Source organism: Paractinoplanes atraurantiacus (assembly GCF_900215205.1).
GTDB lineage: Bacteria > Actinomycetota > Actinomycetes > Mycobacteriales > Micromonosporaceae > Actinoplanes > Actinoplanes atraurantiacus.
The window spans coordinates 165,642-187,391 of the sequence record NZ_OBDY01000020.1; the positions used below are offsets into that span (position 1 = coordinate 165,642).

General features: G+C 71.6%; 25 protein-coding genes. 11 read left to right on the forward strand and 14 right to left on the reverse strand.

Features of this window, described 5'->3' with window-relative positions; translation table 11 throughout:
• Positions 1-35: 35 nt before the first annotated feature.
• Together CRP55_RS34385 and CRP55_RS34390 are read right to left on the reverse strand one after the other, a co-directional pair.
• On the reverse strand, positions 36-803 hold the full coding sequence (locus CRP55_RS34385; protein WP_097325736.1) for an ABC transporter ATP-binding protein: 768 nt from the start codon (positions 801-803) through the stop codon (positions 36-38).
• On the reverse strand, positions 803-1,972 hold the full coding sequence (locus CRP55_RS34390) for an ABC transporter substrate-binding protein (protein ID WP_097325738.1): 1,170 nt from the start codon (positions 1,970-1,972) through the stop codon (positions 803-805). Before CRP55_RS34390 ends, CRP55_RS34385 begins: the two co-directional genes overlap by 1 nt.
• A gap of 97 nt (positions 1,973-2,069) precedes the next feature.
• Between CRP55_RS34390 and CRP55_RS34395 the strand changes: the two genes are divergently transcribed.
• The 3 genes from CRP55_RS34395 to CRP55_RS53420 are packed head-to-tail and all read left to right on the forward strand — an operon-like array spanning position 2,070 to position 4,283.
• Positions 2,070-2,870, forward strand: coding sequence for a PaaX family transcriptional regulator (locus tag CRP55_RS34395; protein ID WP_097325740.1), 801 nt, complete (start codon positions 2,070-2,072; stop codon positions 2,868-2,870).
• Positions 2,871-2,892: 22 nt separating this feature from the next.
• A complete protein-coding gene (locus tag CRP55_RS53415) occupies positions 2,893-3,396 on the forward strand; it encodes a hypothetical protein (RefSeq protein ID WP_179855451.1) in 504 nt (167 codons plus the stop codon).
• A gap of 5 nt (positions 3,397-3,401) precedes the next feature.
• Positions 3,402-4,283, forward strand: a complete 882-nt coding sequence (locus CRP55_RS53420; protein ID WP_179855452.1) for a GGDEF domain-containing protein — start codon at positions 3,402-3,404, stop codon at positions 4,281-4,283.
• On the opposite strand, the gene CRP55_RS34405 is transcribed toward CRP55_RS53420, so the two are convergent.
• From CRP55_RS34405 to CRP55_RS34435, 7 genes are read right to left on the reverse strand one after another with little or no spacing between them, the layout of a single operon-like run.
• A complete protein-coding gene (locus CRP55_RS34405) occupies positions 4,259-6,205 on the reverse strand; it encodes a SpoIIE family protein phosphatase (protein ID WP_245923560.1) in 1,947 nt (648 codons plus the stop codon). The genes CRP55_RS53420 and CRP55_RS34405 overlap by 25 nt on opposite strands.
• 55 nt (positions 6,206-6,260) lie before the next feature.
• A complete protein-coding gene (locus CRP55_RS34410; protein WP_097325746.1) occupies positions 6,261-7,424 on the reverse strand; it encodes a sensor histidine kinase in 1,164 nt (387 codons plus the stop codon).
• Entirely contained in the window at positions 7,421-8,104 is a 684-nt protein-coding gene (locus CRP55_RS34415; protein ID WP_097325748.1) for a response regulator transcription factor, read from the reverse strand. Before CRP55_RS34415 ends, CRP55_RS34410 begins: the two co-directional genes overlap by 4 nt.
• A gap of 20 nt (positions 8,105-8,124) precedes the next feature.
• A complete protein-coding gene (locus CRP55_RS34420; RefSeq protein WP_097325750.1) occupies positions 8,125-9,075 on the reverse strand; it encodes a VWA domain-containing protein in 951 nt (316 codons plus the stop codon).
• On the reverse strand, positions 9,072-9,998 hold the full coding sequence (locus CRP55_RS34425; protein WP_097325751.1) for a DUF58 domain-containing protein: 927 nt from the start codon (positions 9,996-9,998) through the stop codon (positions 9,072-9,074). Before CRP55_RS34425 ends, CRP55_RS34420 begins: the two co-directional genes overlap by 4 nt.
• Positions 9,998-10,993, reverse strand: a complete 996-nt coding sequence (locus CRP55_RS34430) for an AAA family ATPase (RefSeq protein ID WP_097325753.1) — start codon at positions 10,991-10,993, stop codon at positions 9,998-10,000. Before CRP55_RS34430 ends, CRP55_RS34425 begins: the two co-directional genes overlap by 1 nt.
• Positions 10,994-11,005: 12 nt before the next feature.
• On the reverse strand, positions 11,006-11,875 hold the full coding sequence (locus CRP55_RS34435) for an aminoglycoside phosphotransferase family protein (RefSeq protein ID WP_097325755.1): 870 nt from the start codon (positions 11,873-11,875) through the stop codon (positions 11,006-11,008).
• A 62-nt stretch (positions 11,876-11,937) separates the two neighbouring features.
• Here CRP55_RS34435 and CRP55_RS34440 point away from each other — a divergent pair, with 62 nt between their 5' ends.
• The gene (locus tag CRP55_RS34440) at positions 11,938-12,219 is read left to right on the forward strand and encodes a hypothetical protein (protein ID WP_097325756.1); all 282 of its coding nucleotides are present in this window, start codon (positions 11,938-11,940) and stop codon (positions 12,217-12,219) included.
• 67 nt (positions 12,220-12,286) lie between these two features.
• A complete protein-coding gene (locus CRP55_RS34445) occupies positions 12,287-12,952 on the forward strand; it encodes a 2-phosphosulfolactate phosphatase (protein WP_097325758.1) in 666 nt (221 codons plus the stop codon).
• Here the strand turns inward: CRP55_RS34445 and CRP55_RS34450 are convergent.
• The 3 genes from CRP55_RS34450 to CRP55_RS34460 all read right to left on the reverse strand — a co-directional run bounded on the left by CRP55_RS34450 (position 12,887) and on the right by CRP55_RS34460 (position 14,448).
• Positions 12,887-13,486, reverse strand: a complete 600-nt coding sequence (locus CRP55_RS34450) for a hypothetical protein (RefSeq protein ID WP_097325760.1) — start codon at positions 13,484-13,486, stop codon at positions 12,887-12,889. The two genes, CRP55_RS34445 and CRP55_RS34450, sit on opposite strands and share 66 nt — an antisense overlap.
• A 323-nt stretch (positions 13,487-13,809) precedes the next feature.
• A complete protein-coding gene (locus CRP55_RS34455; protein WP_097325761.1) occupies positions 13,810-14,154 on the reverse strand; it encodes a DUF2795 domain-containing protein in 345 nt (114 codons plus the stop codon).
• Positions 14,155-14,190: 36 nt separating this feature from the next.
• Positions 14,191-14,448 carry a hypothetical protein gene (locus CRP55_RS34460; protein ID WP_097325763.1) on the reverse strand — a complete coding sequence of 86 codons (258 nt, stop codon included), beginning with the start codon at positions 14,446-14,448 and terminating at the stop codon, positions 14,191-14,193.
• Positions 14,449-14,631: 183 nt separating this feature from the next.
• On the opposite strand from CRP55_RS34460, the gene CRP55_RS34465 reads away from it, so the two are divergent.
• The 4 genes from CRP55_RS34465 (at position 14,632) to CRP55_RS34480 (ending at position 18,444) form a co-directional block, all read left to right on the forward strand.
• Positions 14,632-15,180 (forward strand): DUF4956 domain-containing protein, encoded by a 549-nt coding sequence (locus CRP55_RS34465; RefSeq protein WP_097325765.1) that lies wholly within the window; start codon positions 14,632-14,634, stop codon positions 15,178-15,180.
• Positions 15,177-15,920 carry a polyphosphate polymerase domain-containing protein gene (locus tag CRP55_RS34470; RefSeq protein WP_097325767.1) on the forward strand — a complete coding sequence of 248 codons (744 nt, stop codon included), beginning with the start codon at positions 15,177-15,179 and terminating at the stop codon, positions 15,918-15,920. Before CRP55_RS34465 ends, CRP55_RS34470 begins: the two co-directional genes overlap by 4 nt.
• 103 nt (positions 15,921-16,023) lie before the next feature.
• A complete protein-coding gene (locus tag CRP55_RS34475; protein ID WP_097325769.1) occupies positions 16,024-17,748 on the forward strand; it encodes a carbohydrate-binding domain-containing protein in 1,725 nt (574 codons plus the stop codon).
• A gap of 51 nt (positions 17,749-17,799) precedes the next feature.
• Positions 17,800-18,444: an NAD(P)-dependent oxidoreductase gene (locus CRP55_RS34480; RefSeq protein ID WP_097325770.1), complete on the forward strand. Its 645-nt coding sequence runs from the start codon at positions 17,800-17,802 to the stop codon at positions 18,442-18,444.
• Here CRP55_RS34480 and CRP55_RS34485 read toward each other — a convergent pair.
• Positions 18,438-18,896 (reverse strand): winged helix-turn-helix transcriptional regulator, encoded by a 459-nt coding sequence (locus tag CRP55_RS34485; RefSeq protein WP_218854765.1) that lies wholly within the window; start codon positions 18,894-18,896, stop codon positions 18,438-18,440. The two genes, CRP55_RS34480 and CRP55_RS34485, sit on opposite strands and share 7 nt — an antisense overlap.
• A gap of 110 nt (positions 18,897-19,006) precedes the next feature.
• On the opposite strand from CRP55_RS34485, the gene CRP55_RS34490 reads away from it, so the two are divergent.
• Positions 19,007-20,347: an MFS transporter gene (locus CRP55_RS34490; protein ID WP_281260835.1), complete on the forward strand. Its 1,341-nt coding sequence runs from the start codon at positions 19,007-19,009 to the stop codon at positions 20,345-20,347.
• 50 nt (positions 20,348-20,397) lie between these two features.
• On the opposite strand, the gene CRP55_RS34495 is transcribed toward CRP55_RS34490, so the two are convergent.
• On the reverse strand, positions 20,398-21,015 hold the full coding sequence (locus tag CRP55_RS34495; protein ID WP_097325774.1) for a hypothetical protein: 618 nt from the start codon (positions 21,013-21,015) through the stop codon (positions 20,398-20,400).
• 583 nt (positions 21,016-21,598) lie between these two features.
• Between CRP55_RS34495 and CRP55_RS52365 the strand changes: the two genes are divergently transcribed.
• The coding region (locus CRP55_RS52365) for a helix-turn-helix domain-containing protein (protein WP_143235106.1) at positions 21,599-21,750 on the forward strand (152 nt) is incomplete at its 3' end.

Consider the following 21,750-nt stretch of genomic DNA (forward strand, 5'->3'; position numbering starts at 1 on the left):
CTCCGAGCGGCCCGGGAAGGCGGAGGCGGGCCGGGTCATGCGCTTGCTCCCAGGTAGGCGGCGATGACCTCGGGGTTGGCGCGGACCTCGGCCGGTGGGCCGGCGGCGATGACGCGGCCCAGGTCGAGGACGGTGATCTGGTCGGCCAGGCGCATGACGAAGGCGACGTCGTGTTCGACCAGCAGCATCGTCAGACCCGAGCGGCGCAAGGAAGCCAGCAGCTCGGCCAGGTGCTCGCGCTCCCCCGCCCGCAGACCCGAGGCCGGCTCGTCGAGCAGCAGCAGGCGCGGCTCGCCGCACAGGGCACGGGCCAGCTGCAACGCCCGCTGCTGGCCCAGCGGCAGGTCCTCGGCCGGCCGACAGGCCCAGTCGGCCAGGCCGGTCAGGGCAAGGCACTCCAGGGCCCGGGCCTGGATCTCCCGCTCCGCGCGGTGGTGCGCCGGCAGCCGCAGCGCCCCGGCCACGAAGCCGGCCCGGGTGGCGCTGTGGGCGCCGACCATCACGTTCTCCAGGGCGGTCAGGCCGTGGAAGATCCGGGCCGCCTGGAACACCACCGCCACCCCGAGGCGGGAGCGGCGGTGCGCCGCGAGCCGGTCGATGCGGACGCCGTCGAGCTCCACGCTTCCCGCGTCGGGGGCGAGCTGCCCGCCGATCAGGGCGAACAGCGTCGACTTGCCGGCGCCGTTCGGCCCGATCACCGCGCGCAGCTCCCCCGGCGCCACGTGCAGGTCGACGTCGCGTACGGCATAGACGCCCCCGAAGGCCCGCGACGCACCGGTCACCGCGAGCGCGGCGCCCGCCATCAGCGCCCGCCCAGTTTCTGCGCCGAATAGTCGGTCGGCACGAACGCGCCCTTCGTCACCGTCGTGATGGCGATGTAGTCGGTGGTCAGGCCGCTGTGGTCGGTGGCCGAGTATTTGTACGTGCCGTTCGGCGTCGTCAGCGTCAGACCCTCGAGGGCGTCGCGGACCTTCTTCTTGTCGGTGCCGCCGGCCGCTTTCAGGGCCGCCGCGAGCAGCTTCACTCCGCTGTAGCCGTCCTGCGCGAACTGGGGCGGCGGATAGCCGTACTTGGCCTCGAACGGCTTGGAAAGCTCCTCGATGGCCGTCTTCTGCTCGCCGGCGGGCAGGGTGTCGCCGACCACGCCGATCGAACTGGCCACGACCGCGCCCTCGGCGGCCGCGCCGGCCGGCTCGAGGAAGAGCTTGCTGGCCTGGGCGCCGGTCAGCACCAGCGGGATCTTCAGGCCGCTCGCCGCATACTGCTTGGTCAGCGCGACCGCGGGCGCGCCCGTGGCCCACACCATCAGGGCCTGGGCGTCGGACGAGCGTACGTGGGTGAAGACCGCACCGAACTCGGTCGCCGTGGTCTGGAACTGCTCGACCGGGTTCAGCGTGACGCCGTACTGCCCGGCTTTGGCCTCGAGGCCTTTGAATCCGGCGACGGCGTAGCTGCTCTTGGTGTCGTAGGCGACCGCGACCTTCGTCAGCTTCTGCGCCTGGAAGTACTGAAGGGCGGCTTCGGCGTACGTCCCGGACAGGGCCGGGACCACGAAGACGTACGGATGAACGGGTTTGACCTGTTCGTCGGCCGGGGTGAGGGAGAGGTACGGGATCTCCTCGCGGTCGACCAGCGGAACCGTGGCCAGGGCGGAGTTGGAGAAAGGTGATCCGATGACGGCGTCGGAGTCGCCCTTGAGCTCGTTGAAGGCGAGGACGGCCTGGTCGGGCAGGCTCTTGTCGTCTTTGACGGTCAACGCGATCTTGCGCCCGTCGATGCCGCCGGCCGCGTTGATCTGCTCGACGGCGAGGGCGACGGACTTCTGGTTCTCGGTGCCGAGCGGCGAGTAGTTGCCGGTCAGCGAGACGATCTGGCCGACCTTGATGGTGTCGTCGGAGTCCCCGCCGCCGCCGGAGGACGAGCAGGCGGCGAGGACTAGGGCGAAGGCGAGGAGCGGAACGGATCTGCGCACGGGTTGCCTCCCGTAACGGACCATTAGCAAGCTTCGATGACTCCCGAAGTTAGGCGCATCTTCCACTGCCGTCAACAATCTGCCTAACATCTAGCCCATGCCGCTGACCGAGGCGAGGCCTCAGACCTTGCTGCTCATGCTGTTCGGTGACTTCGTGCTCGACCGCGACGTCCGCGTCTTCTCCGGCAGCGTGATCGACGTCTGCGAGCGCCTGGGCATCTCGTCGCACGCCGCCCGCTCCACGCTGACCCGCATGGTCAGCCGCGACCTGCTGCAACGGCAGCGGGACGGGCGCCGCATGTACTTCGGTCTCACCGAGCGCTCGACCGCCCTGCTGCGCGACGGGCGCACCCGCATCTGGGGCACCGGCGCGGTGAACGACCATTGGGACGGCACGTGGACGCTGCTGAGCTTCTCGCTGCCCGAGTCGTGGCAGCGCCAGCGGCACGACCTGCGCTCCCAGCTCGCCTGGTCCGGCTTCGGGCCGATTCAGGGCGGGCTGTGGATCGCGCCCGGTGAGGTCGGCGCCCAGCAGATCGTCAGCGACCTCGGGCTGGAGGCGCACGCCCGGGTCTTCCACGCGCGGGCCGGCGCGCTCACCGACATCGCGGCGATGGTCTCCGACGCGTACGACCTGCGGGCGCTGGCCGCCCGCTACGACGAGTTCCTGGCCCGATGGGACGGGCCGCCCCCGCTGGCCGACCCCCTCGCGGCCCGGCTGAGCCTGATGGCCGAGTGGCTGCACGCCATCCGGCGCGACCCCCGGCTGCCGGTCGAGCACCTGCCCGCCGACTGGCCGGCCCCGCGCGCACAGAAGATCTTCCGGGAGCTCGAGACCGCGTACGCCGGCCCGGCCCGGGTCGTCGCCGAGGAGGTCCTTGAATACTTGAATCCTTGAAGAATCTGCCGACTGGTCATGAGTGCGGAAGCTACTCCTGATCATCGCGGCCGGCCTGGCCGTGCAGTTGCTGCTGCCGCACCTGCCGACGGGCGCCGGGCTGGTCGCCGGCTGCCTGCCGATCGCCGTGGCCGGCGTCGTGGGCTGGGCCGGGTTCCGGCGCCAGGCCCGCCGGCACAGCGGGCGGGAACGGGCCGGATATCTCCTCGGCTCGATCTCGTGCGCCCTGCTCGCCGTGTCGTACGTGCTCTACGCGGCGGACGGCGTCGCCGTCGCCGGCACTCTCCTGGGCGGGGCGGCCGACCTCGCCTCGGTCGGCGCGGCCGGCGCCAGCGTCCCGGCCATCCTGCTCGGCATGCCGCCGATGCCCGACCGGCTCGCCCGCGGCATGTACCTGGTCGACGTCGTCACCACGGCCGCCGCCATCTTCGCCGCGGTCTGGCAGTTCGTCCTGGTCCCGGCCGGGGCCGGCCTGAGCTGGGCGGCCGTCATCGGCCGGAGATCCTGGCCGCCGCGCTCGCCCTGATGCTCATGTCGCGCACCAACGGCCGCGACGCGATGCATCTGCTCGCCGCCGGCATGGGCATGTTCGCCTTGGCCGGCGTGCTCGGTGTACGGGTACAGGCCGAGCACCTTCCGTGGTACGCGGACGGGCTCGGGGCGGCGTACGTCATCGCCGGGCTGACCGTGGCGGTCGGCAGTTGGCAGCCCGTGGCGCCGGTCGACCCGACCGGGTGGCGCGCCTTCACGAGCTACTGGAGCATGGTCCCGTCAGTACCGACCGCGCTCCTGCTCGTCTGTGTCCTCATCGAGTACCACGACGACCGCACGCTGAGCGCGGTGCTGATCGCCGTGCTCATCGGCTCGACCGTGCTGGCCATGGTGCGGCAGTTCCTGAGCCTGCTGATCGTGCGCCGGCTGCGGGCCGAGCTCGACCACCAGGCCTTCCACGACGCGCTCACCGGCCTGCCCAACCGGGCCGCGTTCCACCGGCACACCGCCGGTCTCAGCGGCGCGACCGCGGTGCTCATGCTCGACCTCGACGGGTTCAAGCAGGTCAACGACACGCTCGGGCACGCCGCGGGCGACGCGCTGCTGGCCGCTGTGGGCCGGCGGATCGCGGCCGAGGTGCGGCCCGGTGACCTGGTGGCCCGGCTCGGCGGCGACGAGTTCGCGGTGGTCATGCCCGGCGCCGGCGAGGCCGAGGCCGCCGCCGTGGGCGCGCGGCTGCTCGACCGCATCGCCGAGCCGATCCCCTACCGGGGCACGGAACTGCACGCGCGCGGCAGCCTCGGTGTCAGCGTCGGCGCCGACGTCGAGGCGCTGCTGCACGAGGCCGACACGGCGCTCTACGCGGCCAAGGCGGCCGGCAAGGGCGTCGTCCGGAGCTACGCCTCCGTGCTCTCCGTGTGAGGATCGGCCGTCGTGTGTGGCATCGCGGACAGGCTCAGCACGTGCTGGGCCGGGCTGCCGGCCGGGGCGTAGAGCACCAGGCGGCCGTCCTGCTCGGCGTCGCGGCGCAGCGCGTGCTGGAAGACCACCACGCCGGCGCTGGCCAGCAGCGTCACCCCGGTCAGGTCGACGGTGAGCGGCCGGGTGCCATTGCGGGTGAGCCGCTGGAGCTCCTTGGCCAGGAACTCGGCCGTGGCCAGCGTGACCGGCCCGTCCAGGCGCACCCGCGGTCCGGGCGCCGCCGGCTGGTCGAGCACCAGAAGCAGGTCGGGCTCGCCGGTCACGGGCGGGCCGACCCGCTCGGCGATCAGCAGCCGGGCCGGGGTGGTGATCCGGTGCCGCACCTCGGCCGTCGTGCCCTGGTGACCCCGGCGCAGCCGGAGCTGGTGAACCATCTGCTCGACGAGGATCAGCCCGAGCCCGCCCGAGGCCGAGGGCGGGTGCTCGTGCCAGGTGCCGTCGTCGGCCACCTCCACCCGGACCTCGCCGCCGCCGTCGAGGTCGGCGCTCAGGCGCACGCGGCCCGGCGCGCCGCCGCGGTAGGCGTGCTGAACGCAGTTCGTGACCAGCTCGCTGACCGCGTGGCGGATCGCGGTGACATCCTGGTCGCCGGCGCCGAGGTCGTGCAGCCACTCGCCGACCGCGCCGTGCGCCCGTCCGATCGAGGGCATGGCCGCGGTGAACGACATCCGCAGCGGGGCGGGCGGTGGCACCCGTTGCACGGCCAGCATCGTGACGTCGTCGGCGTGCCCGGTCGGGCGCAGCAGCAGCTCGATCGTCTGCACGCAGACCCGCTGGACCGGGGTGAGACCGGAGTCGCGCAGCACCCGGTCGCGGGCCGTGTCCTCGGCGACGTTGGCCAGCTCGACCAGGCTCTCCGCGTACTCCCGGCCCGGCCGCTCGATCAGGCCGTCGCTGACCAGCAACAACAGGTCGCCCACGGCGAGCCGGTCGGCGCCGAGCGGGAAGCGGTCGCCGCCGCCGAGCGGTGGCGCGCCGGTCGCCGGCAGATAGCGGCTCGGCCCGCCCGCGCCGACCAGCAGCGGCGGCGGATGCCCGGCCGTGCAGTAGGTGAGCGAGCCGTCGGCCGGGTCGAGGACGGCGACGCAGATCGTGGCCCCGCGGGCCGCCGGCAGCCGCGCGGCCAGCCGGTTGGCCGCGGCCAGGGCCACCGTGATGTCGCCGTCGTCGAGCAGCCGGTCCTGCACGACCGCGCGGAGTTGGCCCATGGTGGCCGAGGCGGCGACGCCGTGCCCGGCCACGTCGCCCAGCACCAGCGCCAGGCGGCCGTCGCCCAGGGCCAGCGCGTCGAACCAGTCGCCGCCGGCCGCGGTGTCGGCGTCGGCCGGCAGATAGCCGGCGGCGGCACGGGCGCGGGGCAGCACCGGCATGCCGCCCGGCAGCAGCTCCAGCTGCATCGCCACGACGACGTCACGGGCCCGGGCGTAGCGCTGCTCGGCCCGCTCGGCCCGCCGCCGCTCGGCCTCGCGTTCGCGGACCCGGCCGGTCACCTCGACCGAATACTGCGACAGGCCGGAGACCGCGCCCGCCGCGTCGCGGTGCGGCGTGACCACGATGTCGAAATAGCTCTCGGACCGGCTGCCGTCGTCGTGTTCGACCTGGAGCCGCCACTCGCGCGCGTTCTGCACGGCGCCGGTGCGGTACGCCCGGTCGTAGATGTCGAGGACCTGCTGGGTCAGCGCCGCCGGAAAGACCTCGGCGATCGTGCCGCCGACCTGGTGGGCCCGGCCGCTGAGCTTACGGGCGAGCGCGTTGACGGCGACGATCTTGTGGTCGGGGCCCTCCAGGGCGAGCATCGCGATGGGCATCCGCTCGAAGACGTCTCGAACCGTCTCGGCGTCGCCAATGTCCTCAGCTGACAACCGTGCCCCCTCGGCGCGTGCCCGTCCCCGGACGAACCTTAACCCCGCCGGTTGATCAAGGCCACGGACAGCCGGGTGGCGGCGGTTCCTCGTCGGTGCGGTCGGCGGCGGGCAGCCACAGCACGAAGGTGCTTCCCCGCCCCGGCTCCGAGTGGGCGGCGACCCGGCCCCCGTGCGACTCGACGATCTGCCGGACGATGGCCAGGCCCAGGCCGGTGCGGCGCTCCGTGCCCTTCTGCGGCCCCTTCCAGAACCGGTCGAAGACCCGGGGCAGGTCGTCGGCCGCGATGCCCGGCCCCTCGTCGGCCACGGCCAGCCACAACCACGATTTCGTACGGCCGGTGGCCACGGTGATCGTGGAAGCGGGCGGCGCCAGCCGTACGGCGTTGGAGAGAAGGTTGCCCGCCGCGCGCCGCAGGGCGTCGGCGTCACCGATCAGCCGCAGCCCGGGCTCGGTGGCATAAGCCAGCCGCAGCCCCCGCTCACGGGCCAGCGACTCCTCCCCCGCCTCGCGGGCCACCACGCTCAGATCCATGTCGACGTCGGTCATCGTGTCGGCCTCGCGCCGGGCGGTGGCCAGCAGGTCTTCGACCAGCCGGGACATGCGGGTGGTGGCCCGGTCGACCACCGCCACGGCCCGGCCGCGCTCCTCCGGCGTCGCGTCCGGCGCGGTCAGCGACGCGTCCAGGTTGGTCCGGATGATGGCCAGCGGGCTGCGCAGCTCGTGCGAGGCGTCGTCGATGAGCTGCCGCTGCGCCTGGAACGCGTGGTCGAGCCGGTCCAGCATGGAGTCGAGCGTGTCGGCCAGGTCGCGCAGCTCGTCGCGGGGGCCGTCGAGCCGGATCCGCCGGGACAGGTCGGTCGCCTGGATCTCGCGCGCGGTCCGGGTGATCGCGCCGACCGGCCGCAGCGCCCGGCCCGACAGCACCCAGCCGACGCCCAGGCTGGCCACGAAGAGCCCGCCCAGCGCGTACAGCGAATAACGCCGCAGGTTCGTCATGGTGTTGTAGTTGACCGCCGCCTCGATCTCGCCGACCTCGGCGAACGTGACCTCACCGCGATATTGCCGGTCCTCGTAGAGCCGGGCCGTGCGCTCGGTGATCGGCTGCGGCTCGGTGGTCTGCGCGACAGCGATGTAGATGCCGCCCAGGGTGAGCCCGGCCAGCGCGAACAGCACCGTCGAGTAGATGACGGTCAGCCGCACCCGCAGCGATCTCACGGCGCCGCCTCGCGCAGCCGGTAGCCGCGGCCGACCACCGTGTCGATCCAGCCCTCGCCCAGCTTGCGGCGCAGCGTGCCCACGGTGACCCGCACGGTCTGGGTGAACGGGTCGGCGTTGGCGTCCCACACGTGCTCCAGCAGCTCCTCGCTGGACACCACGTGCCCGGGGCGGGTCATCAGATATTCCAGGACGCCGAACTCCTTCGGCGTCAGCGCGAGCGGCTCGCCGCCGTGGGTGACCCGGTGCCGGGCGGTGTCGAGCACCAGGTCGCCCACGGTGAGCCGGGCCGAGCCGCCGCCGGTGTCGCGGCGCAGCAGCGCCCGCACCCGGGCCAGCAGCTCGGCCAGGTGGAACGGCTTGACCAGGTAGTCGTCGGCGCCCTCGTCGAGGCCGCGCACCCGGTCGTCCAGGCCGCCGCGCGCGGTCAGCATCAGCACCCGCAGGTCACCCTGGCCGGGGGTCGGGGTCTCGCCGGTGCGCAACGAGCGGCACAGGTCGAAGCCGTCGCCGTCGGGCAGGTTGACGTCCAGCAGCATCAAGTCGTACTCGTTGACGGTCAGCCGGTCGTACGCCTGGGCCACGTCGCCCGCCACGTCCACCGCGTATCCGGTGCGGGCCAGTCCCACCCGCAGGCCTTCCGCCAGATCTTCCTCGTCCTCAACAACCAGAAGGCGCATCACCCGACTGTGCGTCGGATTCATGGGAGTTTGCTGAACCACAGCAGGGAGAACATTGCGGCCGCGAGCGCCAGGACCAGACCGACGCCGATGAATCTCGCCGAGATGTCGCGGACCTCGGTCTCGTGGCCGACGGAACTGCCGATGTCGGCGTACGCGTCGCGCAGCTCCTGCGAACTGGAAGCCTCGAAGTACTGCCCGCTGGTGGCGTCGGCGATCGAGCGCAGCGTCTCGCCGTCGACCGGCACCGGCTGACTGCCCTCGATCCGGCCCTCGGGCGTGCCGAACGAGATGGTGTCGACCGGGACGCCGAGCTCGGTGGCGGCCCGGGCCGCCTCGGTGGGCTCCTGCCCGGAGGTGTTGGCGCCGTCCGACAGCACGACCACGCGGGCCGGTGGGGTGTCCTCCCCAGCCTGGGCGTCGAGCGTGCGGATCTGGTCGAGCGCGGCCGCGATGGCGTCGCCGATCGCCGTGCCGGCCCGGCCGGTCGAGCCGTCGGAGAGCCGGTCGATCCCGCGGGCCAGCTCCGCGCGGTCGGTCACCGGGGGCACGAAGACGGAGGCGGTGCCGGCAAAGCCGACCAGGCCCACATTGAACTGCTCGGGCAGGTCGCCGACGAACTCGTGGGCGGCGGCCTTGGCCGCGGAGAGCCGATCGGGGGCCACGTCGCCGGCCAGCATCGAGCGGGAGACGTCGACGGCGACGAGCACGGTCGCCCGCTCCCGCGGCACCTCGACCTCGGCCTGGGGCTGGGCGAAGCCGGCCACCAGCAGGGCCAGCATGGCCAGGAACAGGCTGGCCGGCACGTGGCGGCGCCAGCCGGGGCGTTTGGGGGCGACGCGATCGAGCAGGCGCAGGTTGGTGAATCGGACGGCGTAGCGGCTGCGGCGGCGCTGGGCCCACACGTACGTCCCGGCCAACGCCGCGACGCCGAGCAGCAACCAGAGCCGCTCCGGGGAGAGCCAGGTCATGAAAGTCCTCGCTTCTTGTTGACGGCACGGCTCAGGCGCCTGCGCGCGTGCACGTGCCGGACGATGTCGGCGATCCAGTCGCGGTCGGTGCGCAGCGGCAGGTGCGCGGCGCCGGCCCTTCTGATGGCGGCCGCGATGGTGGCCTGCTGGTGGGTGGCTGCCGCCGCGTACCTCTCCCGCAATCGACGGCTTGCCGTCGGCACCTCGCGCCGGCGGCCGGTCTCCGGATCGACGAGGGTGAGGATGCCGACGTCGGGCAGTTCCTGCTCGCGCGGATCGCCGACCTGGATGGCAAGCACCTGATGACGCGCGGCCAGGCGGCGCAGCGATTGCTCCCACTCGGGCGGCTTCGGGCCGAGTCCGTCCTCGTCGAGCCCGTCCAGGAAGTCGGAGACGATGACGACGAGGCCGCTTTTCGTGGGCATCTTTCGCATGCCCTCGGCCAGGGACGCGGCGCCCGCTGCCCGGGGCGACTCCGACAAGGCCCGCAGGATGCCCATCAGCGGGAGGCGACCGGGCCGGGCCGGAAAACGACGTGTGTCCCCTGGTGTCATCACGAAGGCGCCGAGCCGGTTGCCGTTGCCGAGGGTGAGGAAGCCGACGGCCGCGACCGCGGCCACGGCCAGCTCCCGCTTCTCCAGCTCGGCCGTGCCGAAGTCCATGCTGGCGCTCGCGTCGACCAGCACCCAGGTGGCCAGCTCCCGGTCCGCGTCCACGGTCCGCACGTGCGGCACGCTCGTGCGCGCGGTCACCGCCCAGTCCATCCGGCGGACCTCGTCCTCGGCCGGGCGGTACTCGCGGCTTCCGGCCGGCTCGCTGCCGAGACCGGGCAGCAGGCCGAGGTACGAGCCGTGCAGCAGCCCGTCGAGGCGGCGCGTGACCACCAGCTCGAGTCGCCGCAGCCGTCGCTCGTCCGCGTTCATCACGCGGCTTCCCGCTGCTGAGTGGGCGCGATCAACGGCAACGGCACCGCGGCCACGATCTTCCGGACCAGGTCCTCCGGCTCGACGCCGTCGGCGACCGCGTCGAAGCTGAGCACGAGCCGGTGCGCGAGCACGTCCTCGGCGATCTCCTGAAGGTCGGCCGGCAGCACGTAGTCGCGGCCCCGCAGCAGCGCCAGCGCCCGCCCGGCCGCGACCAGGCCGAGGGTGGCGCGCGGGCTGGCTCCGTAGGCCAGGAGCTCGGCCACGTCCGGCAGCCCGAACCGGGCCGGATCTCGTGTCGCCATGACCAGCCTGACGACGTACTCGGAAAGCGCATGATGCACGAAGACCTTGCGGGCCTTGTCCTGCAACGCTTTCAGCGTCGTGGTGTCGAGCACCGGCTCCGCGCTGGGCCGCTCGCCGCTCATCCGGTAGAGGATGCCGAGCTCTTCCTGCTCGCTCGGATAGCCCACCACGACCCGCATCAGGAACCGGTCGCGCTGCGCCTCCGGCAGCTGGTAGACCCCTTCGCTCTCGATCGGGTTCTGGGTGGCCAGGACCAGAAACGGCTGGGGTACGGGGTGAGTACGCCCGCCGATCGAGACGTGCCCCTCGGCCATCACCTCCAGCAGCGCCGACTGCACCTTCGCCGGCGCCCGGTTGATCTCGTCGGCGAGCACGATGTTGGCCATCACCGGCCCGAGCTCGACGTCGAACGCCTCCTGCGACGCCCGGTAGATCCGGGTGCCGAGAATGTCCGACGGCACCAGGTCGGGCGTGAACTGGATGCGCCGGAACTCCCCGCCGACGGCCACGGCGAGGGTCTCGGCGGCCAGCGTCTTGGCCACGCCGGGCACGCCCTCGAGCAGGCAGTGCCCGCCCGCCAGCAGCGCCGTCAGGAGCCGCTCGACCAGCCGGTCCTGCCCGACGATGACCTTCTTGACCTCAAAGAGCGTCTGCTCCAGCAGCTTCGCGTCCGCTACGTCTTCCGTCATGATCCGATGACATCAACCGCCACCGAAAGACAACCGAAGGTCTGTCAGTGTTTCGTTGATCTGCCGCGTCGTCTGCGCGGCCACACGGGCGTCGGTTTTCGCGTACGAGCAGTAGGCGTTCAGCCCGGCCGCGAGCGCCCAGCCGCGTCCCCGCGCCCAGGTCGCGTCATCCGCGCCGAGGGCTTCCCGGAAGACCGCGCGCGACCCGGCGGACATCAACGTGAACGCCATCATCATGTCCCGCGCCGGATCGCCCACGCCGAGACCGCCGAAGTCGATGACCGCGCTGACTCTTCCTTTTGACATCAGCACGTTGCCGATGTGGAAGTCGCCGTGAAACCACACCGGCGGCCCCGCCCAGGCGGGCACGTCGAGGGCCGCCTGCCACACCGCGGTCATCGCCCCGGTGTCGAAAACCCCGGCCACACTGGCGATCGCCTCCCGCGTGGCCCGGTCCCGTCGCGGGAGCAGATCGTCTCCTTCGCGCGGCGCCCCAGCGACCGGAAACCGCTGAAGCGCATCGAGAAACGCGGCCAGCGTCTCGGCCGCCTCCCACGAATCCGCCAGATCGAGGGTGGCGACCTCGCCGTCCAGCCAGCGGGCGACCGACCAGTGCCACGGATAGCCGAGCCCGGGCCGTCCCACCGCGACCGGCTCCGGCACCGCCAGCGGCAGAGCCGGCGCGAGGCGAGGCAGCCAGACACTCTCCTTCTTCGCCTGCCCGATCGCCCCTTCGTGCCGCGGCAGCCGTACCGCAAGCTCATCGCCCAGCCGGAAGATGACGTGATCCGACCCCGCCTTCTCGACAAGCCTCAACGGCAGCCCCGCCCACTGCGGAAACTGCGCCTGCAACAGCCCTTCGGCCAGCGCCACATCGATCACCCCGCGAAGCTACTGTCGGCGAACCACCCAGCTCAACCGGATTAGCCCCATATGGTGTTGTCATGGACACGGGCGATGCTCTCTCCGGCGCCGGTTTCGGCCTGGTGGCCCTGCTCCTGGCCGCGTCCGGAGTCCGGATCCTGACCCGCGGGACGGCCCCCGAGCCCCTGTTGCAGGCCTTCTCCCGCTTCGGCATGGCCGTCGGCTGCGCCGCCCTGGCCGCCGGCCTGCTGCTGTCCGCCTCCCGCATGACCAGCGGGGTGCTCCTGGCCGTGGCGATCGTCGCGCTGCTGGTGGCAGTGGCCTTCGAAACAAAGAGAAACCGCCGCCTCCGTCAAGACTGACGCGTGGAATGCCTTTGCGGCCTCGAACCTCCCTCGTGGAAGATCGCGTCTTGTGTCGATTGTGGGAATGGACGCCGAGGTGGCACCCGGCAGCGTTGTCGTGGTCATCGATGTCATTCGGGCCTTTACGACAGCGGCGGTCGCCTTTGAGCGCGGTGCGACGGAGATAACCTGCGTGGGCTCGGCCGACGCCGGGCGGAAACTTCGCCGCGTGCGGCCGGAACGACTGTTGGCCGGTGAGGTCGGAGGGCTCAAGCCGGCGGATTTCGACTACGGGAACTCGCCGCTCGAGATGTCCGGCGCGCAGCTCGACGGGCGCGGGCTGATCCAGGCGACCTCGAACGGGACGCGTGGGCTCGTCCGTCACCCGGACGCGGCGGCGTTGCTGGCGGCGTCGGCGCTGACCGTCGGAGCCACCGCTCGGTGGATCGCGAGGAACCATGCCGGGACGCCGTGGGCTCTCGTCTGTACCGGGCGGACGGCCGAGGACTGGGCCTGCGCGAAGTACTTGAGCGAGCTCCTCGGCAACGGGGAGCCGAGCCGGGCGGAACTGGTCGCGGGCATCGAGGAAGGCGCCGCCCAGCACGCCCGCGCCTATGGCGGGCGGCCCTCGGAGGAGCGCGTCGACCTGGCCGGAGATCTGCCCTTCTGCTGCGACGTCGACCGGTCAGATTTCGCCATGGTCGGCCGGGTTCATGGGGATCAGGTCGTGCTCTCCAGCGTTCCCGCTTGAGGCCAGCCACCGGCGGTGAAGCGACTCGTAGCGGAGCACGTCGACGGCGGCCGGGTCATCGAGAAGGCGGACCAGCAGCGCGCCGTTGGGAAGCCGGCGGGTTCGGGCCGCCACTTCGGGCAGCGGCGGCGCCGGCCGGGAGTCGTCCGGGCCGAGATAGGTACACCAGCCCAGTTCGGCCGGCCAGCCGCCCGCCGCGTGGACGGCGTCGTGGACGCCGAGGTGCCAGATCTGGTCGACCGACCATTCGTCGAGGACGCGGCCGGACTCGGCGTTCAGACGCTGTGCCGCTTCGAGCCACAGACCGGTCAGGCGCCCATGCAAGTCGGGGTGATGGCGAAAACACTGGCCCTCGTCGCCAGCGGCCAGAGCCCGGATGGCAACGTCCAGGTCCTGGACGGTACGCGGACCGGGAAACAAATTGATCAGGCCGTCCGGCCGCTGCGGGTGCAGGTCGCGCCCGGCCGCCAGCGCGAAGAACTCACGAAGAGCCGAGGCGGGCACGCGAAGCTCCCAGATCCAGTCCGATCCCACGTCACCATCATCCCGGTGTGACCACCCAGCCCTCGGGACGGCTCGGGCTGAAATCTGAGGGTGCCGGGGGGCCTTTCTGAGGTGTCGCTCCCGATGTCCGCGAGGGCGGCGCCGACCAGGCTCGACTCATAACGAATCGAGGCCTGGAGGGCTCCCATGTTCAGTTGTGTAGCCGCCGCGGTGCTGGCGGCCACGGTCATCGCCGTCGAGCCGGTCGATCCGCCGCCCGCGCCCGCGCCGGCGGTGAGCTCGTGTTCGATCGACTTCGAGGTGAGCGGGCCCAGCCCGTACGGCCGATGGAATGGTGTTGCCTGTAACGGGCGTCAGCCGCGGCCGAGCGCCGCCCAGATCTGGCTCACGTTGTCGTAGGTCTCGCCGTCCGGGAGGCTGTCGAGGTCGGCCAGGATGTCGTCCGGAGCGCCGAGCGTCTCGGCGCTCTGCCGCAGCCGCTCGCGGTCGCCGGGCAGGGCGGACAGGCCGATGTAGCGCCCGAAACGGCTCAGGTCGTTCGCGGGGTCGCCGTCGTTCACCGGTGAGACGTCGGGCTGGTCCTCGCCCGACGGCTCGGCCATCTTCCACTCGTCGGCCCGGCCCTGGTCGTGGCCGCGCTCGCCGCGCTCCAGGGCGTCGTCGACCCGGGGACTGTGCTTGTTGCTGCCTCGTTCCATGGCGCCAGTTTTCCCCTTGCAAATGGCGCTAAACAGTCAGCGCCGTCGTCGGCGGTAGGCGTCCACGGCTATCGCGGCGGCGGTCAGGGCGACCAGCGTGCATGTCAGGGCAACGCCGAAGACGCCCCAGGCGACCATCGCGACCGAGAGCAGGCCCCACACGAGCCCACCCACGACGGCGAGGGTCACCAGCACGCGCTGCGGCAGGCGCCGGCGCCCGGCCAGCGACGGGTAGTCCGTCGTCAGCCGCTCGACGATCTCGGCGAACTCTCGTTCCTTGTCGTTCGTTGCCATCGGGTCAACCTCCCGGCCCAGTCTCTCCCGGCTCAGTCTCTCTCGGCGAGGCACGTTCGTATGGACCGTATCCCCCGCCTTCCAGGACGCGTTTCTAAGTAAATTCGTGCACTCCGGCGAATGACCGCAAGGTGGACAGCAAAATACAGCTGGTACACAGGAACGCCCGGCTTACTGGTCGGCGTGAATCTTCTGCTCGCCGTCGTGGCCGATCTGGTCGCCGTCACGGTGCTGGCGTTCGGGATCTACTTCCCCCGCCACCACCGCCGTGACCTGCTCGTGGCGTACCTGGTCGTCAACGTGGGCGTGCTGGCCGTGGCGACGATCCTGGAGTCGGCCACCGTGGGTGTGGGACTCGGGCTGGGCCTGTTCGGCGTGCTGTCGATCATCCGGTTGCGCTCGTACGAGATCGCCCAGCACGAGATCGCGTACTATTTCGCCGCTCTTGCCCTGGGTCTGCTGCCCGGCCTCACCGGGCGGGTCGACTGGCTGGTCGGCGGCCTGATGACGTTGATCGTCGCCACGCTCTTCGCCGGCGATCATCCGCGGCTGTTCTCCCGCTACCGCCAGCAGACCGTGCAGCTCGACACCGCGCACACCGACGAGCGCGCCCTCCGCGACCATCTGGAGGGCCTCCTCGGCGCCCGGGTGGTCAATTTGTCCGTACGTCACCTCGATCTGGTCAATGACACCACGCTGGTCGAGGTGCGTTATGTGGCCGCGGCGCCATGAGAACGATCTCGCTCGAGGAGCTCATCGAGCAGGGCGCGCTGCTCAAACGGTTCGACCGCAAGTACGTACTGCCCGCTCAGGCCCTGCCCGCCTTCTTCGGCGCCCTCCCGGACGACACCCGGATCCTCGAGATCGACGGCCGCCGCCGCTTCCCGTACCGATCGACGTACTTCGACACACCGAGCCTCGACAGCTACCTCGGGGCCGCACGCCGCCGCCGGAGCCGCTTCAAACTGCGCGTGCGCACCTACCTGGCCACCGGCACCGATGTCCTCGAGGTGAAGACCCGCGGTTCCCGCGGGATCACGATCAAAGACCGTTTCCCGTACGCCGGTGAGCACGATCGCCTCGGCACAGCCGCCCGCGAGCTCGCGCTCGCCGTGCTGACAAAGGCACGAATCGCCGTCGAGCCCTCGTTCGCGCCGGCGCTGACCACCCACTACGAGCGGACCACCCTGTTCGTCCCGTCCAGCGGCAGCCGGGTCACCATCGACCACGACCTGGCCTGGGCGCTGCCCGGCGAACCGGCCGGCCCCGCACTGCCCGGCCGCGTGGTCGTCGAGACGAAGTCGCCACGGCTGACGTCGCCGATCGACCGGCTGCTGTGGTCGCTGGCCCACCGCCCGTCGCCGATGTCCAAATACGCGACGGGCCTGGCCGTCCTGCGCCCCGCCCTACCCGCCAACCGCTGGCGCCCGCTGCTGCGCCGCCACTTCGACCCGCCGGAAGGCCGTTTGTGAAATGCCACGCCGCCGCCCTGTGGCGCGCCACTACTTCGAGTTCCCGCAGAGCCGTTCGGGGCCCCGTGGCGCGCCGCCACCTCGAGCCCCTGGGGAGCCGTCGATGAAGAAACTAGCCGCCGCTGTCGGTTCCGCCGTCCTGGCGTCCCTGCTCGTCGCCTGCTCCGACGACTCACCTCCGGCTTCCGCTCCGCCCGCCTCCGGCTCCTCCGCTCCCGCCTCGTCCTCGGCCGCCGCCGTTCTGTCCGCCAACGAGGCCGTACACGCGGGCGCGAACGCCGATGCCAAAGGCGCGGCCACAATCACGCTGTCGGGCGCGTCCGCTTCGATCGCCGCGTCTTCGTCCGGCATCAAGGTCGACGGCGGCACCGTCACGATCGGCGCTGCGGGGGTCTATCGCCTGACCGGCTCCTTGAACGGCCAGGTCGTCGTCAACGCGCCCAAGGCGGCCGTCACGCTGGTCCTCGACAACGCCACGATCAGCAGCTCGACGACCGCCGCGATCGCCGCCGTCGAGGTGGCGCAGCTCGATGTCGTACTCGCCGGAACCAACTCTCTGGCCGACGCGCCCTCGTACGCCGAAAGCGCCGATGTCAACGCCGCGCTGTTCAGCGCCGGCGATCTCACCGTGAGTGGCGACGGCGCGCTGACCGTGGCCGGCAATGGCAACGACGGCATCGCCTCGAAGGACGGCCTGTTGATCTCCTCCGGAAAGCTGACCATCACAGCGAAGGACGACGGTCTGAGGGGCAAAGACTATTTGACCGTACGGGCGGGAACGATCCGGGTGACGGCCGGCGGCGACGGGCTCAAAGCCGACAACGAGGAGGACGCCGAGGCCGGTTTCATCGCGGTCTCCGGCGGCGAGGTGACGGTGACCGCCGGTGGCGACGGCTTCGACGCGGCCACCGACCTCGTGCAGACCGGCGGGAAAGTCGAGGTGACCTCCGGCGGCGGTCATGAGACAGCGCCCGCCGGCGACCCGTCCACCAAAGGCCTGAAGTCGGGCGTCATCACCGTCCTCGAGGCGGGCTCGGCCACGGTCGACGCCAGCGACGACGCCGTGCACAGCGACGGCGCGATCCACCTGGCCGGCGCCTCGGTGAGCGCGGCCGGCGGCGACGACGGCGTCCATGCCGAGGACACCCTGCGCGTCTCGGCCGGCACGGTGAAGGTGATCTCGTCGGTCGAGGGCTTCGAGGCGGCGCACGTGGACGTGACCGGCGGCGACTCGTCGATCGTCTCCAGCGACGACGGTCTCAACGCGGCCGGCGGCGACGGCGGCGAGGAGGTCGGCGCTTATACCGCCAGCATCACCGGGGGCACGCTCGTGATCGACGCCGAGGGGGACGGCCTCGACTCCAACGGAACGGCTTTCGTCAGCGGCGGCACCGTCGTGGTGAGCGGGCCGTCCGGGCGCGGCAACGGCGCCCTCGACGTCAACGGCACGTTCACCGTCACGGGCGGCACGCTCTTCGCCGCCGGCAGCGCGAGCATGCCGGTGGCGCCCGCGGAGGACTCGCCCCAGGCCTGGCTGGCCGTCACCCCGGACGCCGCGGTGCCCGCCGGGACGACCGTCCAGGTGGCTGACGCCAAGGGCAAGGTTCTGGCGACCTTCGTGACCCACAAGCCGGCCGAGAACATCGTCTTCTCGTCGAAGGCCCTGAGGAAAGACACCGACTACCGGATCTACTCCGGCGGCCAGGCCGGAGGCGACACCGTCGGCGGCTTGGCTTCCACGGGCAGCCTGGGGTCGGCCCAGCAGATCGCGACCGTGACATCCGGCGTGGCCCCTGAGGGCGGATGGGGTCGCCGGCCCGGCCGGTAACGCGATGCTATCTTTCAGGTAGTATCTATCTGAGAGATACAGGAGCAAACCATGGCGAAGGTCGTCGTTTTCGGCATCACCGGGTACGCGGGCGGGCACATCGGCGCGGAGCTGGCATCCCGCGGACACCAGGTGAAGGGCGTCGCCCGGAAGATCTCCACGCTGCCCGACGGCATCGAGGCGGACGCCGGTTCGATCCACGACGCCGACTTCGTCCGGAGCGTCACCGAGGGCGCCGACCACATCGTGGTCGCGCTCCGCTTCGGCCCGCAGGCCGACGAGCCGCAGCTCATCGAGGCCCTGCCCAGCCTGACCGCGGCCGCGGTGGCCCAGGGCGCCCGCCTCGGCTTCGTCGGCGGCGCCGGCTCGCTGCTCGTCGCCGAGGGCGGTCCGGCCCTGGTCGACACGCCCGAGTTCCCGGACGCGTACAAGGGCGAGGCGCTGGCCGCCCGCGACGCGCTGGACGCCCTGCGCGCCACCGACCAGGCCCTCGACTGGTTCTACGTCAGCCCGGCGGCCGGCTTCGGCGGTTACACCCCCGGCGAGAGGACGGGCAAGTTCCGCGTCGGCGGCGACATCCTCCTGACCGACGACCAGGGCAACTCGTACGTCTCGGGCGCCGACTACGCCATCGCCTTCGCCGACGAGATCGAGTCCGGCGCCCACCGCCGCACCCGCTTCTCCGTCGCCTACTGAGTTTCCGGGCCGGTCATCGTCCAGCCGGGCGACAGCATGCTGCGCGTGAGGTCGCCCGGCGCCGGGCGCTCGCCGCAGGTCTCGCAGACCGTGGCCGGGCGGAACTCGTGGTCGTGGCGGTGCTCGACGCGGACCGGAGGCTCGGTCACCGCCCAGCGGTCGCCCCAGGCCAACAGCGACCAGATCACCGGGAACAGGTCGCGGCCGGCCTCGGTCAGGCGGTAACCGTCGTCCTTCTCGACGATGCCGGCCTCGGCCAGGTCCTTGAGCCGGGCGGCCAGCCGGTCGCGGGGCGCGCCGGTGTTGCGGGCGATCTGGTTGAAGCGGCCGTTGCCGAACGAGATCTCCCGGACCGCCAGCAAAGCCCAGCGGTCGCCCACCAGCTCCAGAGCGGCGGCCACAGAGCAAGGGCGCCCGGGCAGGGTGGCGGGGTCACGGCGGACGTCGGTCACACCCCGAGCATCGCACGGTTTGATTTTCCAACCAAACCGGCTACGGTGCTGCCGTGGTTGGAAAATCGCCCTCCTTTCCAAGATCATCGGGTCGCCTCGCCCTGCTCGTGGTGACGCTCGCGGTCTTCATGACGAACCTGGACCTGTGGATCGTCAACGTTGCCCTGCCCGCCATGGGCGCCGACTTCCACGCCTCCCTGGGCGACCTGAGCTGGGTGCTCAACGCGTACGCGATAACGCTCGCCGCTCTTCTGGTCGTCGCCGGCCGCCTCGGTGACCGGATCGGGCAGCGGCCGGTCTTCCTGGCCGGCGTCGTGATCTTCACGGTGGCCTCGGTCGCCTGCGCCGCCGCACCGACCCTCGGATGGCTGGTCGCGGCCCGGGTCCTCCAGGCGGTCGGCGCCGCCGCCCAGCTGCCCACCTCTCTCGCGCTGCTGCTCGCCGCCGTACCGGAAAGTCGCCGGACCGCCGCGACCAGGTCTTGGGCCGCCGTCGGCGGACTCGCGGCCGCTTCCGGACCGGTGGCCGGCGGCCTGCTGGTCGAGCTCGACTGGCGCTGGGTCTTCCTGGTGAACCTGCCGATCGGCGCCCTGGCCCTGATCGCCGGCCTGGTCGCGCTGCCGCGCCCGGCCGCCCGCGAGACCGGCCCGCTGCCCGACCTGCTCGGCGCCGTCCTGATCACCGCGGCCGTGGCGTCACTCTCGGGCGCGCTGGTCGAGGCGCCGGACTGGGGCTGGCTGTCACCGGGAACCCTCGCTCTGGCGGCGCTGGCCCTGGTGACGGGCGTTTGGTTCGCCATTCGGTCCGTACGCCATCACACGCCCCTGCTGGAACTGCACCTCCTGCGCCTTCCTCGCTTCGGGTCGTCCGGCCTGGGCACCATGACGTTCGGCGTGGCCTTCGCCATCATGCTGCTGTCCAACGTGCTGTGGTGCCAGGAGGTGTGGCACTGGAGCGCCCTGCGCACGGGTGTCGCCCTGGTCCCCGGCCCGGCCCTGGTCCCGATCGTGACCATCCTGACCGCCCGGGCCGTGCACCGCTTCGGCCACGGCCGCCTGGTGGTCCTGGGCGCGTTGCTGTTCGCGGCCGGCATGCTGTGGCGGGTCGCGCTCATCTCCACCGAGCCCGACTACGTACGCGACCTGCTGCCCAGCCTCCTGCTGACCGGCACGGGCGTCGGCCTGGCCCTGGGCACCCTGATCGCCGCCGGCGTGCAATCCCTGCCGGCCGACCGCGCGGCGACCGGCTCGGCCCTGGTCAACGCCCTGCGCCAGATCTCCGCCTCGATCGGCGTGGCCCTGCTGGTGACGATCGTCGGCTCCAGCATCACATCGGCCTCGGCGACCGACTTCCGCTGGGCGTGGTCCTTGGCCGCCGTGCTGGCCGTCGTCACCGCCGCGATCGGCCTGACCGTCGGCCGCCCGGCGCCGGCCCTCGTCCCGGCCCGCTGAAACTCCCGCCTTCCCGGCCGGGCATCCCCCCGCCCGGCCGGGAAGGCGGGTCAGCTCTTGGTCTCGATCTCCGCGCGCATGTCCGGGAAGTCGCCCTTCACATCCACAGCGGTCTCGTAGAAATACAGGATCATGCCGACGCTGCCCTCATCGGCCCACCCGCAGATCGCGACATCCTCGCCGTCGATGGTGGTGCCGCCGCACTGCGCCACCCCGCCGAGCGACCCGGTGCTGGCCGGCGACACCCCTTCGAGCTGGTTGACCCCGGAGAACGACTGGAACGCCGTGTCGAGCATCCGCTGCGGATCGTCGACGTCGACCTCGGCCGCGAGAGCGGCGAAGAACTTCCGGTCGGCCAGGTCGCCGTAGACGGCCCCGAAAGCGTTGGCCGCCCCCGGATAGCCCTCCAGTTCCTTCTCCATGTCGGTGGTCAGCGAGGACAGCTCCTCGGCCTCGATCTTGGCTTGCCCGTTCAGCGTGGCCGGCTCCTTGATGCTGATCGCTTCCTTCGCCGAGAGGCTCGGGCCGGCGCTCGCACCATTGCTCGGCGTGCCCCCGCCCCCGTCACCCTTGCCCCAGGAGACCTTCTCACCGACCAAATAGAAGACGACACCTCCGCCGAGAACGACGACAACCGCGATAGCCGCCACCAACAGGCTGATCGTCACCGTCCGCGACCCGCTCCGCGGCGGAACCGGCGCCGGCGCTGGGGCCGCCGGAAAGACCGGCGGCCGGTAAGGGTGACGGTCGTGGACAGGTGGAGGGACACCCTGCCGACCGAAGTCGGGCTGTTCGTAGAGCGGTTCGGTGTGCGGCGGCGAGTCATACGGGTCGACGGGGGGAGGGTAGGTCATCGACGCTCCAGTATCGGGACGGTCGCCCGATGATATCGACACCCCACCTGGCCAGCCCAAATCAAGATCCCCCGTCGCCTGTTCCGTCCGATCGGCGCGCCCTTGATCAGCCATCTCATCGTCCCGCACCCTCCCTGTGGAGTTTGTATCTCACTGACCGGGAAATGCCTTTTCTCGTCGGCCTCGTACCAATTTCCGCACTGCCGGAAATTGGCATGATCCTTCCTTTGTTCTCGATCTTCCAGCCGCGGGATAATGGTTCATGGCGCAGCTGGGGTTCTTGGGTTCTTGCGGTGGTTGCAACACCTGACGGGTTGGGGTCAGGGTGGGTCAGTCATCAGGGGAGCGGGAGTGGCGTCGGCCGACGACAGCTCGTCAGGATCGTTATCTTCGGCTGATGGGGCAAGGGTGGAGTAACGGGCAGGCGTGTCGGGAGGTCGGTATCTCCCCGGCGACGGGTCGGCGGTGGCGTCATGGATACACCATTCATGCCGGCGGCCGGGTTTATACGTATCCGCCTTTGACCGCTACGCCGGGACCGGTCGCGGC